The organism is Arenibacter antarcticus (assembly GCF_041320605.1).
In the GTDB taxonomy this organism is placed as follows: Bacteria; Bacteroidota; Bacteroidia; order Flavobacteriales; family Flavobacteriaceae; genus Arenibacter; species Arenibacter antarcticus.
The window spans coordinates 3,086,733-3,103,105 of sequence record NZ_CP166679.1 but is presented as its reverse complement, the minus strand read 5'-3'; the positions used below and the strand labels follow the sequence as shown (position 1 = coordinate 3,103,105).

Here is a 16,373-nt window from a genome sequence, read left to right as displayed (position 1 = left end):
ATCCAGAAACTATGCGCCTCCTACACCTATTTTCTTTATTGTTGGTTTTGTTTTCATGCAATGAAAGCAAAAAAGATAAGGCCAGCGCAACTAATGAAGTTTTGGAAGATTTCTCCAAAATGCCGGATTCTGTAATCCTAAAAGGCTTTGCCATTCTAGATACCATCCAACTAAAACCGGTAGTGCAAATGGTAAAGGAACTTAGGCAAATCCCAGAACTGCAAGAAATTGGTGTAGGCGACGAATTGTTGAGCTTTAGGCTAAAAAATGGCCCTATAATGTTGCTTAAGCTCAAGGAATTTTCACCCCAAACAAAAGGAGGTACTGCAAGTATGGCAACAACGCCGATCATGGCTCTGAACATTACCAATGCCGACGAAAACTCCGCCAATGTGGTAGGCGCACAACGAGGCGAAAATAGGCAAAACAAAAAAGCATTTGTGTTAGCCCCTTATCTTTGGTATTTTAAAAATGATGATGATGCAAAAGTTCCTTATTCAAAACTTAAAAATCATAGAAATTATAAAGGCAATGTTAATTACAAATCAAATAAAACTGAAGATTCCCAAACTATAACCATAGATGATTACTTATCATTTAATGATTATGACATGGTATATTTAAGTTCTCATGGTTCCCAAATATGTAAATGGTGGTGGGAAGACGTAATAGAAACAACAAGCAATTGCCGCTCTCATATTTCTTCAGGAATAAAATTCACTAAAAACAATCTTCAAGCATTGCTTAATTTGCTTAAAAGTAAAAATGTTAAAGGTGTGGCATTGGCTTATGATGAACTTTATTTTTTGCCAGAATTCTTTGCTTATACGTATCCAGAAATAAATAACAAGCTTTTTATTTTCAGTGCCTGTCAATTGGGTCAACGAGGAGATGTAGAGACCACTTTCAACAGTATTTTACAAAACGGACAGCTTTTTTATTGGCATAATAGTGTTTTTCCAGAGGATGCGTCAAAAGCATTTTCGTACATGTATGACAGAATGTTACAATATGGAGAAACAGCACCTTTAGCTTTTAAAAATACCCCATACGAACTTAAAGAAAATTTAAAAACTTTCGCAAGCGAAGAAAAAAGGGGTAATTCCGTTGAAGTTTATACCTATTTAAAAATGGCCAACAAAGGCAATGCCATGCATCTTATAGAACCCATAAGTTTTATAGATGAAAAAACAAAGAAAGAATTACAAGAAGGCGTAGTGTATCCATTTGAAGGCATCCTAGAAGATGACCAACCGGAAGAGGCTAGTTTTACTTTGGAATTTTTGGGATACACCGTACAAGAAATGGAAGACAAAGGCATGAGCCTTTCATTAAAAGTAGATGGCAATGCGGTACTGGATCATATTTCCTTTGTTCCCGATACCGACCCCTATGATAACATAGAAGTAAAAGTAGGCGAAAATGAAAAAACCACCCTAGTCACCTTTAAAGGGGTTAAACTAAAAAAAGACCTGAAAAAAAACAGCTCGGTAAAATTGGAGGCCTTTTTTCATTTTAGCGAGGAAAATTATGGGTACCAAATGATCCATGTATCCACTGGGAGTTCGGATATGCGGATTGTCATGAACGCACCGGACGGGACGATCAATATGTTTTTTGATGCGGACAACTACGGTCTTAAAATGACCCACCCCGTCGAAAACAAGACCTTATATTCAGACGAAGAAGGTTACATATATATAAACGCTCCAGGCAAAGGTTGGATGAAAACCAAATTGATTCAAATGTTTGGCGCGGTGGCACAATTTGCTCCTATAGATATGGATTTTATGGCCTTAGAGATGAACAAAGGTTCTGTAATGCACAAAATTGCCGCTTTCGCTGGAGATATCACCATTGCCAAATTGGAAAACGAACCTAGGGCTAAAAAAATTAGTGGCGGTATTGGAACGGAAAAGACAGTTTTTAATGTTGATGGGCGTGTTACAATAACATTTGACGGAAAAAAAAGATTGGAATCCATGGTGGAAGGACCATCCAGTATACATTATTATTACGAAGAACAGCAGATAACAATGCCGTCGGCACAAATTTTCTCAATGCCTTCATTTAAATAGATAAAGAAAGGATTTGAAATGGGCTGCTACACTGTGATATAATTTGCGTTCGCCCCAATTATAAAGTGGATTAAACTGAAATATAAGATTCATTAATTCTATTGAGAACCAATAAATAAAAACTGATGAAACGAGCAGTAAGAAATTTTAAGAACAACTTCACAAAAGGTGGATTTTAAAATTTTTGATGCGAGAGCGTAGCGGTTACATACGTTCTCAATTTTTAATTAATTTATTTCCAAGTAATTAAAAAGATCTAAACGTATGAAAAAGCAAGTTGTACTTCTACTAGCTGTCCTACTGTTTTCCTTGAACATTAATGGGCAAATGAATTTTACAAACAATGACCCCGAAGGGAGTTTTCCCAAAATCGAGATCAACAATACGAGCACTACCCTATTCGCCAAAATAGGCGAAAATAGTAAGCCTTGGTTACATTGGAACGAAGTGCCCAAAAACATTGAAACCGGTAATGGGCGTTCCAAATTTAAAATGACCGTATTCAACAACGATGGCATAGCCAACAGAACTTTTGAAATATTATACACCATATCCTATGGTCAATCCAATACCGATCCCACGGCCTACATTAAGGCTACCTATATATACAGGGACAAAAGACCCAATAAGATATTGGAAGAACATTTTAAATTAATACAATAATCATTTATACGTATGAAAACTAATGTATTTTATGTACTGATCATTCTATTTGCAGCTGCCTGTCAAGATAGCCCTAAAACAGATAAAAAAGAAGATGCGGACATAATGGTCACTTCTGCTACCGAAAAAGAAAGTCCATCTAAGAATCAATACCAGGATTCAGAAAGTCAAAAGGCGCTTTATAAAGCTTTAAAAAAGAAAACACCTTTAACGGGTGAACAATTATTACCCATAATACCCGAACATATTAACGGGAATACTAAAATAGGCGAACATAGGTTCGAGGCCAGTAATCAGGTTGCAAATGGAATGTATGGTTCTTATGATAGTCCATATAATTTCTGGATCGAAGACGGGTCGGGTTCAAGGGCTATAGTTCGAAACTTTTTTGACAGCTTAAAGTTCAAGAATCAGGGTCCTGAAGGTACAGAATACGTGTACCAAGAACAAGATGGTTACAAAACCATTGCTTTTTTACAGCCAAAGATTAAAAGAAACCAAATTTCTTTTATCTACAATAATAGATTCCGAATTTCTTTAGAAGGATCCGACTCCCAAGATGCCTTATGGTCATACATCGACTTTGAAAATTTAAAAAAACTAGATCAATTCAAATAATTAAATATAAACTAAACCAAAAATTATGAAAACACATTTTAAACTACTTATAGTAGCCTTTATTTTATGCTCTACCAATTCCAATGCACAATCGGTCGAGGGCAAACTGGCATTAAAAGGATTATCAAGAAGCAACACCATTAAACAGAAAACACCGGTAGATTTATTTAAAGCATTTAAGGAGGGTATTTATACCATAAATTTCAATTTCAAAACCACCAATGTAAAATCAGATCAAATTATTCTTTTTGATATGAAAACTACGGTAAAACACAATGGAAAAACTATTTCAGAAACTTCTCGTGGAGGGTGGCCTTGGATACCAGGTGATATGTTTGTGCCCATAGAGGCTTTTGATGCTATTCCAGCAATACAAAAACTTGCTGAAAAAGGACTTCCAATAAGCATACCTGGCGATATAAAATCAGGTAATTATGAAATCATATTCCAAATTATACCGTCAGAAGGGCAAAAAATAAAAGGGGGTATAAGCCCTGCGACCATGCAATTCACCATTAACAAATAATCCACATGAAAGAAAAAAATAACATAGGTAAAGAGAACCCCAAAAGAAGAGACTTTTTAGCAAACCTGACAATGGCTGCAGCTGCCTTGACCCTTAACAGTGCTTTTGGATTTCCTCTGGAAACTGAGCAGGGTAAAGGTAAATTATTTATTAAAATTGATATAGCCCATGGTATTTCCGAAGGCAGAAATGGTATTCATCAATTTTCGGGTGACGATTTGGAAAAATTGAAAAGTGGTAAAATGGAATCGCTAACCATAAAATTGGACATTAGTAATGACCAACGCACATGGAAAACATTGGAAACAAGCATTACAGACCGTAATTTCATGAAACAGCTTACGGAAATTGCCAAAAAAGCCTAGCTATGAGATTAACTTTAAAGGACACCACAAAAACCCGTGATTCTGTATTCGCTTACCAATGCCATGCTTGTAATAAGTGCTGTCACGGAAAAGGAATTCAAGTAAACCCTTATGAAACCATGCGTCTATCAAGCAATCTGGGAATAATAACTACGGAATTCAGACTCAAATACCTGAATGGACAATTGTTGAAACATAAACAAAATTCGAATGCTTGTATTTTTTTGGGCGAAAATGGTTGCACGGTTCATGAAGATCGACCACTAGTTTGCAGATTGTATCCATTAGGTAGATTACGGATGGCTGACGGTGAAGTATCTTTCACAGAACTTACACCTCATCCCAATTCAGCTGGTGAATACGGAACCAATTCCACTGTAGATAGTTATTTAAGCACTCAAGAGGTACAACCGTATCTGGATGCCGAACAAAACTATATGAAATTAATACAACAAATGGCTAAATCCGCCATGAGTAAATTACCACCAAAGTCAAAAAAGGCACATAACTATGACATAGCAACCAAACTTAATTATACCGAATGGATACTTGACCCCGACCCGGTTATAGTCAAGTATTGCAATTGGAGAAATATCGAATTTCCAGCAAAAACAGAGCAACAACTGATACTGCATATAGAAGCACTTAAAGCTTGGGCCGATGGGGAATGGGATCCTTTTGCAAATGCATAATAGAAATATATCGACTTTAAAAACCTTAAAAAATCAAACCAAATAAACCTTAAAATCGAACTAAAATGAAAAAATTGCTAAAACTTACCCTGGTTGTATTGCTTTTGGTTTCCTGTAAAGAATCTCGAAAATCATCAGACCCTGCATCATCCAAGATTTTAGAAGGCGTAATGGATGAAGTAACTGGTAAAAATGTTGACGTAAACGAAGAATATGCCCTATTACTGGTAGAATTGGGCACTAAATCGCCATTGACCAATGACCAATTAATGGACGCATTCCCAAAAAAATTGAGCAATTTAAGTCTGGACCCATCGGAGCAAAATATTATTGAACCTAAAATTTCAGGCGGTCAACTTGTTTCCGGACGTTTTGGCGATGATACTGTGAGAATGGAAATATTGGATGCCGCCGGCCAAAAAGCTGTTGGTGCCATTTTACCACTGAAAATGCTACATCTAAACAAGGTCACTTCAGAAAATAATAATACCATTAGATATTCAAAAAAAGAGCGCAATGGAATATTAACCTTTGGCACTGATCGAGATAAAAATACGAAAGCCGATTTTCAATCCGAACTTAGGTTCCTCTACGACAATAGATTTTATGTTACACTGGAAGGCAAAGGGATGGATGTCGACGCTCTGTGGAAAGCCATGGGAATTGAAAATTTGAGTCGTTTTAAAGATTTTAATAAATAATCTATCTAATTATGGAGTTTTTTGAGTCACTTAGTCAGTTTCAACTAGCGGGAATAATTCTACAATTGGTAATATTACCCTTTATATTTATGACACTGCGGCGTTTATGGTGGGCAAAACAATCCCATCATTGGCCCAAAGTTAACGGAATAGTAGTAAAAGGCCTCGATTTTCCCCTTTCACGTGTAATCGCATTTTTATACACTTATAAAATTAATGGCACCACTTATCAAGGTGACAAACCTTTTTTTGCCAATTCATTTAAAAACTGTCCTAAAAGGAAAGCTTCGAATTTAATGGACACCTATACCATAGGAAGGCAATTAAAGGTTTTCTATAATCCATCAAACCCAAACATTTCCACCTTGGAACCAGGCAGAAAAGATGGAGTATTAGGCGCTTTGGCCCTATTGGCCTTACTTTTTATATTAGGAGCCATATCCCTTTATCGCCCTTCCCTAATAGTGGAAATCATAGATTACTTTTCTAACCTGTAAAACACCTTAAACATGAAAAAGTCAATACTATTTTTGATGCTTATTGTCCTTCAAATTGGGATATCACAAACGCAACCGCAAATAAAGGACTATCCATTAAAGGCTATGGATTTAGTGCTATTTTCCTTTGGCATGGAGCAACCAATAACAATAGGATCTACCTCTGATCTGGGAGAAATACATTTAAATTTTCCTAATGATTTAAATTTTATAAGTGATGAAGTAAAAGCAAATTTTATGTCGGACACGGCTTTTACCTTGTTTTCTAAATGCGATAATAGTTATGACATACTTTCAGAGGCTGAAAATGGCAAAGCAGTCAATGCTGGTTACATATCATTAAGCTCAAAAAATAATCCGTATTCAGGCATGCTTTATATGGTTACCGATGAGATTTTACTGCCATGGTTAGAAGATACTTATTCCAATAATGCCGTAGCAGGATCCTACTTTGAACTGGTCTATGTGATTTCCGACTTTAACTACCAGGGACAATGTACCTCAACAGTCTCCAACACAGAGAATGACACCATTGAAACCACCTACAACTACGATTTGCAACTAAAAGCCGGATTTAATTTTATTGAATATAAAATTGAAAGTGTAGCTGAGCATGAAGTGCCAAGCATGTATGATGAAAATGTATTTGACAAAATAATGAAACCAAGTAAAATAACCGTTACCTCATCACAATCAACGCCACCAACAACGATGTGGATTGGAAAATATTTTTAAAATAAAGAAAACATGAAAACAATACATCGATTTTTTCCAATACTTATATTTTTTATGGGATGTGCAGTTTTCCCCCAAACACCGGAGCAGCAAAAAATGATTGACAAAGCACTAAAAATGCGCGATAGCATTATGGAGTGCATGGGCCTTGAAGACGTGATGCAGAAGGCAGATCAACAGCAGAAAGAACTCGAAACAGACAAGAAAAAAAACACCAAACCGATCCCTATCCTCAAAGCCACAAATTATGAGGATAAATATTGGAAAAACACCCTTGCCAGCGATAAGAATAATAAATTGATAAATTGGAAGAAGGGAGCGGCCGATCTAGTTTTTAACTATAACTATGATCCAAGAAAAGATAAAGTAGCATATGTTAAAGTTGGTTTGATTAAAGCAGATGGTACAATCGAATTGAATCCATCAAACAAAATCCCTGTTTTAAAACCCTTGACCAACTACAAAAACGCTAACACTTTTTTTGATATCCATAATCCAGATTCTTATCAATACACTAACGAAAATACAGGTTTTAAGCTCAACTCATATTTATCAGTGTACCAAAATGAGCAGCAGATTGGAATTTTAACACTTGGAAATTCCGTAAAGGTAACCCATAACCTATTGACCCCAGGAGATCTTTATTTTGGAGATGAAGGATATATGTTGTCATGGGTTTATGTAGAGGAAGCGTGTGCTTTAAAGGCAAATGAAAATTGGAGTGGGGATTTAAGCAATACCGGAACTCCTTTATTGGTTGAAACCAATGTTGTTTATGACCTGAGTTTTAAACCAGGCTGGAATTTGGTGAAGACCGATGTTATAGGGGAATACCAATTTCCAAATGCACCTGAAGGAGATAGGTCACGATATAAAAAACATGAACATACTGTAGTTAGTTCCATACCCACAGATGCGACCTATTACTTCAGGTCAGCGGTACAATACTAAAATTTAAAATTCACGATATAAAACAGTGATTAAACTCTCAAATATAATACTGGAAAAACCTAAATAATCTGTAGCAGACCAAATCGGAACAATATTATAACATATAACACGATCAGTATATGGAGTTTAATATTTTACCTCAAAGTATTTTGATTTTACGGTAGGGTATTTTCCATTTAAATTGTTACACTATTAAACCACTTAAATATATTTATTATGAATACAGAAAATCGGAGTGTTTTAACGAAGGTAAAAACAACCCTATTATGTTTGGGTATCGGAATTCTTGGGATGCTAACTGTAGTAAGTTGCGATAAAGACAACACTTCTAACAAGCAAGGTAAATTAGCAATCAATGCCAAAGCAAAGTTCATGGATGATAGTGCTAAATCCTCTAAACCGGCAAAGGAAGTCGGCCCCAACCTTGTGATCAGCGATTTTTTGATCAACCTGAAGGAATTTGAACTGGAATTTGACCTTGATTATGACGATGATGAGAATGAGCAATGGGATGACGATGGATTCTTTGACTACGAGGATGAAATTGAATTGGAAGGTCCGTTTGAATTAGATCTTATAAAAGGAGAAATCTCTTTTATAAATGCTAATATTCCCATGGGTAACTATGAGGAAATAGAGTTCAAAATTGATAAAAGCAAGGATGTAACGAGCGACCTGTTTGGAAAATCTATTTTGATAAAAGGTACAATTGAAAATGTTCCATTTATTTTTTGGCACGATTTTGATGATGAAATTGAAATAGATTTTGAAGATCCCAAAATGGATATTGTGATTGTGGAAAATCAAACGAATTTAACCATACAATTTGACCTTACCCAACTTCTAAACGGTGTTGGCGGAGTAGACCTTTCCCAAGCCGCTGATGGAAATGAGGACGGAATTATTGAAATAAGCCCAGAGGATCAAGATGGCAACAATGCCATAGCGACACAATTGAAGGAAAAGATTAAAGATATTATAGATTTGTTGGACGATTAATTCTTCTTCCACTAAAGATCCATTTAGTATAAAAACAAAAAATCCGATCACAAATGTGATCGGATTTTTTTGGTCGGGGTGGCAGCATGCCACGTATCGCTACAAATAATTGATTATCAATATTTTAAATACACTTACCTCGTGTTTATGCCCTTTATGGACACTAGGCTTCAAAAGTGGCTAAAGAACGTAGTTTTTTCGTGTGATTTACAAGATAAAATTACAAAGAAAATCAATACGATGCAATGTACTTCAAATCTTATCCTATGATGCCTCTGCCATTGTCATTTTCAACAAATTAAAAGAAGAAATGTTCAAATCATCGTCCTTTAAAATGTTCATTTTACAGGACTCCAATGCAAATCAAGATTATCCCCAAGTTAAACTTTGTTAATGATTTATTCTCGACAATAATTAGTCTATCCTTTTTAGACTTGATGAAAAACATTTAAAGCAAAGATGGATCTCTTTTTACCAAATCCGTTTCCAATCGAAAAAGTATTGGTTTGCCACATTTATTTAAGCTTTTATGAATTTCCCCTCTTCTCATATTTTATTCAATATCTATTATCATAATGAATTTAGGAAGAATAACATCAAAGAAGTTTTACAGTTCACTTCAAATATTTCTTCAGGAACGCAATCACTTTTGTTCGAATAGTATCCACATCGAACATGTCACCGAAGTTGGGCGAATTGGGGACAATAATCAATTCATTTACCACCCCTGTAGAGGTAAACCATCCGCTTAGAAGTTTTGATTGCCTGTTCCGGACAAGGTCATCTTTTTCACGATGTATAATCAAAAAAGGTGGGTCATTTTTATCAATATAGGTCACAGGGCTAGCAATCTTGGCTAAATCCGCTCGAGCTATCGGCGATGCCCCCAATAAGATCGCCTCAGGTGCTTTAGGGTCTTCGCTGCTTTTCAACGAGGTCAATTCCGATGGTCCGTAAAAATCCACAACGGTTTCAAAATATATAGTTTAGTATGGTAAATCACTGAACAATATGCTAATTTGAACATAGCCTATTTAGTTTAAACTAATTAAAGAATCCTAATTCGGCAACGTAAAAGCCATAATTGAGCCTGATAGGTTTCCCGGCTTACCCTCTACGGAAGCCGTAACATATTGTTTGCCGTTCGCCCAATACGTATTTGGTGTGGCATTGGCCATTGCTGGTAGTACCGTTTCCCAAACAAGCTTGCCAGTTGCTTTTTCAAAAGCACTGAATTCATTGTCATTCGCTCCGGTAATAAATTGATTCTCTTTAAAAAAGGCATTACCAATTTCTATTATAAAGAATAATTGCTTACAAAAAACTCGATGTATTTAGGCAGTTGAGTTCCTAAATAATAGGGCAAGTTCATTAACAAAAAAGGAGTTCCTTCTATGGTAGTTGAATTTTCAATTTTAAATTCTCCCGCATAAATTCTAATCGCATACGGATGGGCTGCTTTATCCATGAACTGATGCAGGGATTTTAAGGTTCCTGTCGCACCGGACTTTATTTCAATGGGAATGATCTTATCGGTATACGGATACACCAAATCTACTTCAGATGAAGACTGTTTTTTTTCGCGGATCCAGAAATTAGGTTTGGTATTGGTTATAGTATTCAATGATATGACCTCTTGGGCAATCAAGTGTGGTATTATGGCTCCTTTGAACGCATTGCTCAAATCTTCCATTCCTAAAAGTTGCGCCTGTATTCCTAGGGTATAGTTTACCAAGCCGGTATCCAAAAACTGTAACCTTGGCGATTTTTTGATATCGGGTTTAATAGGTGGTTCGATATCCGTTGTAGGATAAATGAGCTGTATGATTTTGGCCGCATCTAAATTGCGCATGGCCTCCCCTACTTCCCTAGACCTATAATTGGAATTTCCGAAGTTTTGGAATTTGATTCGCTGGTCTATGTAGAGATGGGCAGTTTCCATAATATGTTTGATAACCCGTCTTTCACTTGCACCCGAAGCATACTTTTCAACGTCATTTTTATAGGCACCCCAAATACCTTCGTAAACCTTGGGCAGTTCTGCCAAATTATTGTTTTCAATATCCCTTTTCACGATTTCCGGCATACCTCCCACAATGGCATATCTATGGAACAGATCCAACAAAGTTTTATGGGCTACTGGTTTGGCAGGGATAGTATTCAACTGCTCCAAAGCTGCCGTATGTTGAATGGCTTTCAAATACTCTTGAAAATTTAAAGGATAGAGATATAAATATTCGATGCGACCCACGGGGAAACTTTCCACATTTTTCATGGCAAATTCCAATAAGGACCCTGCTGCTATGACATTCAAATCGGGAATCTCCTCAAAAAAATAGCGTAAGGATTGAATGGCTTTGGGCAATTCCTGTATTTCGTCAATAAAGAGTAAGGTATTCCCCTGTTCTTTCGGACTAATGTTATTGGATAGAAATAAGGCCTCCACAAGTGTTCCGACATCATCATAGGTCTCAAAAATTGCTGCGTCCGCTGATTTTTCTAAATTCAGGAAAATATGATGTTTGTAGCTTTTGGCAAATTCCTTTACCAAAGTTGTTTTTCCTACCTGCCTTGCCCCTCTTAATATGAGCGGTTTCCTATTGTTACTGGACTTCCAGCTCTCAAGATTCTTAAGCGCATGTCTATTGAAATTCATATCTTAATCTATTTTGTAACAAAGTAAGGGTGAATTTTTCATTTTATTGTAACAAAGTAAGGGTAAATTTTCATATTATTTGTAACAAAGTAAGGGTAAATGTCGTGCCATAATTATGTTAGTGTGCTGTACCAAAATTATGGCTGCATGTAAAATAGTATAAATTGTACCTAAATCGAACGTTCCCTGAAGCTCAAGAATTCCTCAATACTGTCCTAATATAACGGCAGTGTCAAAGGCTATATATGAATAACCGATTGTCACATTTTTCTTCCTTCCCCTACCTACAAAAAATGTCCTTTAAAGCACTAATACCTGCCAATCAAAATTATTGTTAAAGTTAACTGCGAATGACTACTACCCTTACAATGATATGATGCACGTCCCAAATCTTACCCAAAAACTTTGCGCGTGGAACCTGTTGGAATTCTTTAGCGTTCGGGCGGATAAGCGTAAGGAAGAAATCCAACAGGGCGCACCCTACTTCCGATCTGAGACGGTATCCTGTTTTTTGGTCCATTTCTCAAAATCTTTATAGATTATTGGATGGTCATCAAAATAATCCCCTGCTTTACCCAAGCCTTCTTTTTTGCCTTTCAAAACTGCCGCTTCCTTTTTCTGTTCATATTGGATAAAATAATAGCCCAGATAACTGAACGCAATCGTGTTTAGGCACATGACGATATATAGCACAACCATCTCCCATTTTGGGGTCCATCTGGATTTGTCTATTTTTTTAAGAACGTCATCCATCCGATGCTCATAGGAATCTACAGTTTCTTTTTGTGTCATTAAAAAATCCTTTAGAAGAAATTCTAAACTTGAGGTGTCCGTTTTTATTTTTAGGTTGTCGAACTTGTCGGAAAGTTCTTCCAGTTTGTCTATGGAATGGTTGAACCCGGTTATTTCTTGGGTAAGCACTTCCATAATTTCGTCCAGTTTTGCCATGATGTTATATTTCCATTCCGAGGCCAATTGATTTTTTAACGGCTAATTGGATAGCCTTCCTTGCAATGGTGACCGCTAAGTTCGGCGATATTGCTACTGTTTTTCCAAGTAGACCCAATGTATTTTCCTTTGTGATTTTTTGGGCAACCGATTTATCAAATCCGATTCGTTCGGCTATCCTACCCATCGACATGGAACGATGTACGTCACTTCCTTTCAGATTGTGGCCTTTGAATTCAAAACGGAAACCCTGTAACCGATTAGATTTGTCAATGCTCGGAATAACCGCTACATCTCTTTGTTTCATGTATTTGATATACTGGTCAAAATCCTTCGCCCTTAATTCCGTGATCACCTTTTCATGGATTTGCTTTATTTTCGCTCTTACATCCTTGACCCTATCCAACTTTTGTTGTTGAACTTCCCTAACGGTAGTCAGGCCCATTTTCTGGGCTACTTTTTCCGCAGCTTGTTGGCTTCGTTTTCCAACATAATTATCTTTATATGCTTTTCCATCAAAACCGATACGGTTCACATATAAATGGATATGCAGATGATTTTTATCTCGATGCACGAAAGCAATGGCCTGTCGTTCTTGCAATTTCATTTCTTTGACAAACCTTTCCGTAATTTCTTTTAGTTCTTTATCTTTTAATTTCCGACCATCTTCTATGGTCGGGCTAAGCACAAAACTCAAAGTGTTCTTTTTGCATTTGTGGTTTTGAGATTGTATGACCTTGAATTCCTGGGTAATCTCCATGGGATTGTCTCCGGATAAATGTTCTCGATATACGACCTTGGCATCTTTCTCCTGATCCCATCCATATCCCATGGAAGCTCCGGTATGCGATATGGATTTTCCCAAACCTATCATTTTCTGAAATTTAATAGATGTTTGCGTATTTCGTTTGCCAATTGTACCACTTCATCGGCCAATTTGGGGTTCCGTTTCCGGTACATATTTCCGATGCGCTTAAAGTTGATCTGGTACTTTACCAGCATCTTGTACATTTCTATTTGCTCTTGGGTCAATCGCTCGATTATTCGATCATCAAAAGCTGCACGGCGACAATATTCGCTGATGGAAAGTCCGCTCTTATTGGCCTTGACCCTAAGCAATTTCTTTTCATAAATTGAACATCGAAACTGTACGAACTCCTTTTTCACTTTAATTGATTCATGTAATAAGACATTATACTACTATGAGTGCAAGTAATTTCTAAATTCCATATCGATAATTCGATTAACAAGGCCTACCCTTTTGCGACCCATCGGGAGCAAAAGCGAGATTTGTCATGACAATGACACATCTCGAATTCTCACTCAGACTTAATTTATTGGGTATTGATTTTGTTTTTCATTTTCTATATCCATATACTTTTCTTAATCATCTTTTCGAATAAAAATTCAGATCCAGTATTGAAATATTACTCCTTATTTCGGGAAAGCTGTTGGTCGAATTCCCTATCCAAATAGTCGTCCGAAAGATTCGGTTCCCCCAACAGCCAGGCATCGATAATATCCTTGTCAAAGAATTTCTGGCGGATATGTTTGTTACCGCCCATGGGAATCAATCTCAATTGGGTCAGCTTGTAGATTTTGCTTTTTGAGAGTCCCGTATAGGCAACCAAATCGTCTACGTTCATCACTTTCTTTTGATAGGAAAGAAGCCCCTTGATATCCTTTAGGAGTTCTACCATATTGTTTTCCACTTCCATAATTATATGCTTTAGAGGATAGTCAAAAATCGGACTACCTGTGTTACAAATGTTCGAAGCAAAGAAAAGAGATGCAAGCGGTTGAAAAGAGGAAAAGGGGGAAACCTACCCCTTAAAATATTTAAATATCCCCCAAGAAATCGAAGAAAGTGTCTATCCGGTATTCAAATTCGTGGTCTGGAGGAAACTCATTGTACTTTTTTGAGAGTATTTCGGCGGATATCAAATTTCCTTTGTGATAAATTTTTTGGGATCGCTCAAAGGATTTTAAGCTTATCCCTTTCTTAAGTTGTTTGAACTTATCCAGAATATATTTTAATTGGGGTTGGGTACAGTTAAAGTACAAAACTGATTCATGGTCATGAAAATCCAGAACCATAACTTCATAGAAATTGGAGAAACCGGTCAGGTTTTCGTCCAGATATTCATACTGGGTCAATGAACTATAGATCCTTCTAAGGATACGTTCATTGAAATCCATATTGAAACCTACCAGTTTCATGCGATGACTTCGACTACGCTGTTTTAATTTGTCTCTGTAAGAGTCAGATACTAAAACTACAAATATGACAATGGCAAAGAAGCCTATCGGAAGCAATGCCAACCAAAGGATCTCGTACGCTTCATATAGGTCAAACGAAAAATACGCTATAAATATCCCGAAAAAACTAAATCCAACAATCTGGGCATTATTGCCTCTTTTTATAAAAGCGGTAATGCTTCGTTCGAAATGGTCTCTCCTCTGTTTTAGGGCGACCAACCAATTGGCGATATTATCGATTATCTTTTTCAATTCTCCTAAAAGCTGATTTCAAGATAGTTAAAAGAAACTAGACCCCTTTACAATTTCGATGTTATGAATTATAAATTGGATGGAAGTATGCCATATTTTTGTGGATAGGGGGAAGAAAGGTCATGCGGCCCTTCGCCGCTTGTGCTTTCGCGCTGTTCCGAGGAGGTCGGGAAAACCGGAATGCAAAGACTTCCCAACGGACCGGCGGAGCGTGTCCACATGGGGAGGGTTGAAGTGTAGGTTTGCCCAACTTCCGCAGGGGCTTGGGGTTACCTTCTTTAAGTATATTTAGGCTCCTTCAATTTCTTAAAAGGCACTTTCAACGAACCTATATACCGTTTAAGAATTACTTCCGGTACAAATTGCAAAAGTTGTAAGTTTTATTAATCAGTATGCTTACAAAGCAATAAATAACAAAATCCCCCTTTTAGCCTGTTTTAGTATTAAAAGAAGTCGTATTTTTCAACTTGAACACTGACGAGAATCAAATGCGCTTTTCCATTATCCTGATACCAACCTCCAATGATGCGGTTATTCCGATCAATTACCAATACCCCTTAAGTGCAGCAATTTATAAGGTATTGGCGGAAGCTGATGCTGAATATGCCACGTTTTTGCACGAAGAAGGCCATAAAGTGGATAATGGACTTAAAAACTTCAAGCTATTTACCTTTTCTGACCTCAGGGCAAAATTCAAGTTGGCCGGCGATCGTATGAAACTGTCCTCTCCGGCAGAAGTGCTAGTGTCATTCCATTTGCCTGAAACGGCCCAAAATTTTGTAAAAGGACTTTTTAAGGACAGGCAGATAACCTTAGCCGACAAAAAAAGCAAAGCTACCTTTTTGGTGGAACAAATTACCGCATTACCACCTTTTAATTTGCCCGAGGGAGCAATTTCAGCAGTCTGTTTTGGACTTAGCTCGATGCTGATCTGCGGAAAAAAAGATACTAAGGGAAATTACGAATTTCTTTCGCCCGAGCACCGCGATTGGGATGCCCTAATGTTACATAACTGGAAAGAAAAATGCAAAGCGGCCAAGCTACAGCAAACCCAAAAAGAGCAAGATAGTATGAGTATCACCCCCATTTTTAAAACAGAAAAACCAAAGAGCCGTTTAATCGTTGTCAAGGCGAACACCAAAGCGCAGACAAGGATTAAAGGTTATTATGGCTTTGAAATAGGTGCAACGGGGAGCGAAATGGCATTGCAACTACTCCACAATGCAGGTTGTGGGGTGTACAACAGCCTAGGGTGCGGCTTCTTGGAAGTTGTAGAAAAAGAAAAAAGTACAGAACATAAAACTGACGCTCTTTAAACTATGGCATTTATTTTTAAAATAAAACTCGAGGGTTCTGCGAAACCGCAGATATGGTAAAAATTAAAGATGAACTAATCATCGTCGTTTTTGGATTTGCTTTGGGTGATACAAGGG

19 protein-coding genes are annotated in these 16,373 nt (G+C 37.0%); 12 read left to right on the top strand and 7 right to left on the bottom strand.

What is annotated here, in order from left to right:
• Positions 1–11 precede the first annotated feature (11 nt).
• The 11 genes from KCTC52924_RS12895 (at position 12) to KCTC52924_RS12845 (ending at position 8,825) form a co-directional block, all read left to right on the top strand.
• Positions 12–2,078 carry a hypothetical protein gene (locus KCTC52924_RS12895; RefSeq protein WP_251808532.1) on the top strand — a complete coding sequence of 689 codons (2,067 nt, stop codon included), beginning with the start codon at positions 12–14 and terminating at the stop codon, positions 2,076–2,078.
• Positions 2,079–2,342: 264 nt separating this feature from the next.
• A complete protein-coding gene (locus KCTC52924_RS12890) occupies positions 2,343–2,741 on the top strand; it encodes a hypothetical protein (RefSeq protein ID WP_251808531.1) in 399 nt (132 codons plus the stop codon).
• A gap of 12 nt (positions 2,742–2,753) precedes the next feature.
• On the top strand, positions 2,754–3,359 hold the full coding sequence (locus tag KCTC52924_RS12885; protein WP_251808530.1) for a hypothetical protein: 606 nt from the start codon (positions 2,754–2,756) through the stop codon (positions 3,357–3,359).
• 25 nt (positions 3,360–3,384) lie between these two features.
• Positions 3,385–3,885, top strand: coding sequence for a hypothetical protein (locus KCTC52924_RS12880; RefSeq protein ID WP_251808529.1), 501 nt, complete (start codon positions 3,385–3,387; stop codon positions 3,883–3,885).
• 5 nt (positions 3,886–3,890) lie between these two features.
• Positions 3,891–4,250, top strand: coding sequence for a twin-arginine translocation signal domain-containing protein (locus KCTC52924_RS12875; protein ID WP_251808528.1), 360 nt, complete (start codon positions 3,891–3,893; stop codon positions 4,248–4,250).
• Between the two features lie 2 nt (positions 4,251–4,252).
• Complete coding sequence (locus KCTC52924_RS12870; protein ID WP_251808527.1) at positions 4,253–4,942, top strand: YkgJ family cysteine cluster protein; 690 nt, start codon at positions 4,253–4,255, stop codon at positions 4,940–4,942.
• A gap of 65 nt (positions 4,943–5,007) precedes the next feature.
• Positions 5,008–5,643, top strand: coding sequence for a hypothetical protein (locus tag KCTC52924_RS12865; RefSeq protein WP_251808526.1), 636 nt, complete (start codon positions 5,008–5,010; stop codon positions 5,641–5,643).
• An 11-nt stretch (positions 5,644–5,654) separates the two neighbouring features.
• Positions 5,655–6,140: a DUF3592 domain-containing protein gene (locus KCTC52924_RS12860; protein WP_251808525.1), complete on the top strand. Its 486-nt coding sequence runs from the start codon at positions 5,655–5,657 to the stop codon at positions 6,138–6,140.
• 12 nt (positions 6,141–6,152) lie between these two features.
• Positions 6,153–6,875, top strand: coding sequence for a hypothetical protein (locus KCTC52924_RS12855; protein ID WP_251808524.1), 723 nt, complete (start codon positions 6,153–6,155; stop codon positions 6,873–6,875).
• Positions 6,876–6,887: 12 nt separating this feature from the next.
• Entirely contained in the window at positions 6,888–7,826 is a 939-nt protein-coding gene (locus KCTC52924_RS12850; RefSeq protein ID WP_251808523.1) for a hypothetical protein, read from the top strand.
• A 216-nt stretch (positions 7,827–8,042) separates the two neighbouring features.
• Positions 8,043–8,825, top strand: coding sequence for a hypothetical protein (locus KCTC52924_RS12845; protein ID WP_251808522.1), 783 nt, complete (start codon positions 8,043–8,045; stop codon positions 8,823–8,825).
• 614 nt (positions 8,826–9,439) lie between these two features.
• On the opposite strand, the gene KCTC52924_RS12840 is transcribed toward KCTC52924_RS12845, so the two are convergent.
• The 7 genes from KCTC52924_RS12840 to KCTC52924_RS12810 all read right to left on the bottom strand — a co-directional run bounded on the left by KCTC52924_RS12840 (position 9,440) and on the right by KCTC52924_RS12810 (position 14,940).
• On the bottom strand, positions 9,440–9,790 hold the full coding sequence (locus KCTC52924_RS12840; protein ID WP_251808521.1) for a hypothetical protein: 351 nt from the start codon (positions 9,788–9,790) through the stop codon (positions 9,440–9,442).
• Positions 9,791–10,122: 332 nt separating this feature from the next.
• Positions 10,123–11,481 (bottom strand): ATP-binding protein, encoded by a 1,359-nt coding sequence (locus tag KCTC52924_RS12835; RefSeq protein ID WP_251808520.1) that lies wholly within the window; start codon positions 11,479–11,481, stop codon positions 10,123–10,125.
• Between the two features lie 480 nt (positions 11,482–11,961).
• Positions 11,962–12,429, bottom strand: coding sequence for a DUF6730 family protein (locus KCTC52924_RS12830; RefSeq protein ID WP_251808519.1), 468 nt, complete (start codon positions 12,427–12,429; stop codon positions 11,962–11,964).
• A 4-nt stretch (positions 12,430–12,433) separates the two neighbouring features.
• A complete protein-coding gene (locus KCTC52924_RS12825) occupies positions 12,434–13,303 on the bottom strand; it encodes a relaxase/mobilization nuclease domain-containing protein (protein WP_251808518.1) in 870 nt (289 codons plus the stop codon).
• Positions 13,300–13,596 (bottom strand): mobilization protein MbpA, encoded by a 297-nt coding sequence (gene mbpA / locus KCTC52924_RS12820; protein ID WP_251808517.1) that lies wholly within the window; start codon positions 13,594–13,596, stop codon positions 13,300–13,302. Before mbpA ends, KCTC52924_RS12825 begins: the two co-directional genes overlap by 4 nt.
• A gap of 260 nt (positions 13,597–13,856) precedes the next feature.
• A complete protein-coding gene (locus KCTC52924_RS12815) occupies positions 13,857–14,147 on the bottom strand; it encodes an AlpA family transcriptional regulator (protein WP_251808516.1) in 291 nt (96 codons plus the stop codon).
• Positions 14,148–14,268: 121 nt separating this feature from the next.
• Positions 14,269–14,940: a hypothetical protein gene (locus tag KCTC52924_RS12810; RefSeq protein WP_251808515.1), complete on the bottom strand. Its 672-nt coding sequence runs from the start codon at positions 14,938–14,940 to the stop codon at positions 14,269–14,271.
• Between the two features lie 488 nt (positions 14,941–15,428).
• On the opposite strand from KCTC52924_RS12810, the gene KCTC52924_RS12805 reads away from it, so the two are divergent.
• The gene (locus tag KCTC52924_RS12805; protein ID WP_370671468.1) at positions 15,429–16,256 is read left to right on the top strand and encodes a CRISPR-associated endoribonuclease Cas6; all 828 of its coding nucleotides are present in this window, start codon (positions 15,429–15,431) and stop codon (positions 16,254–16,256) included.
• Positions 16,257–16,373: the final 117 nt, after the last annotated feature.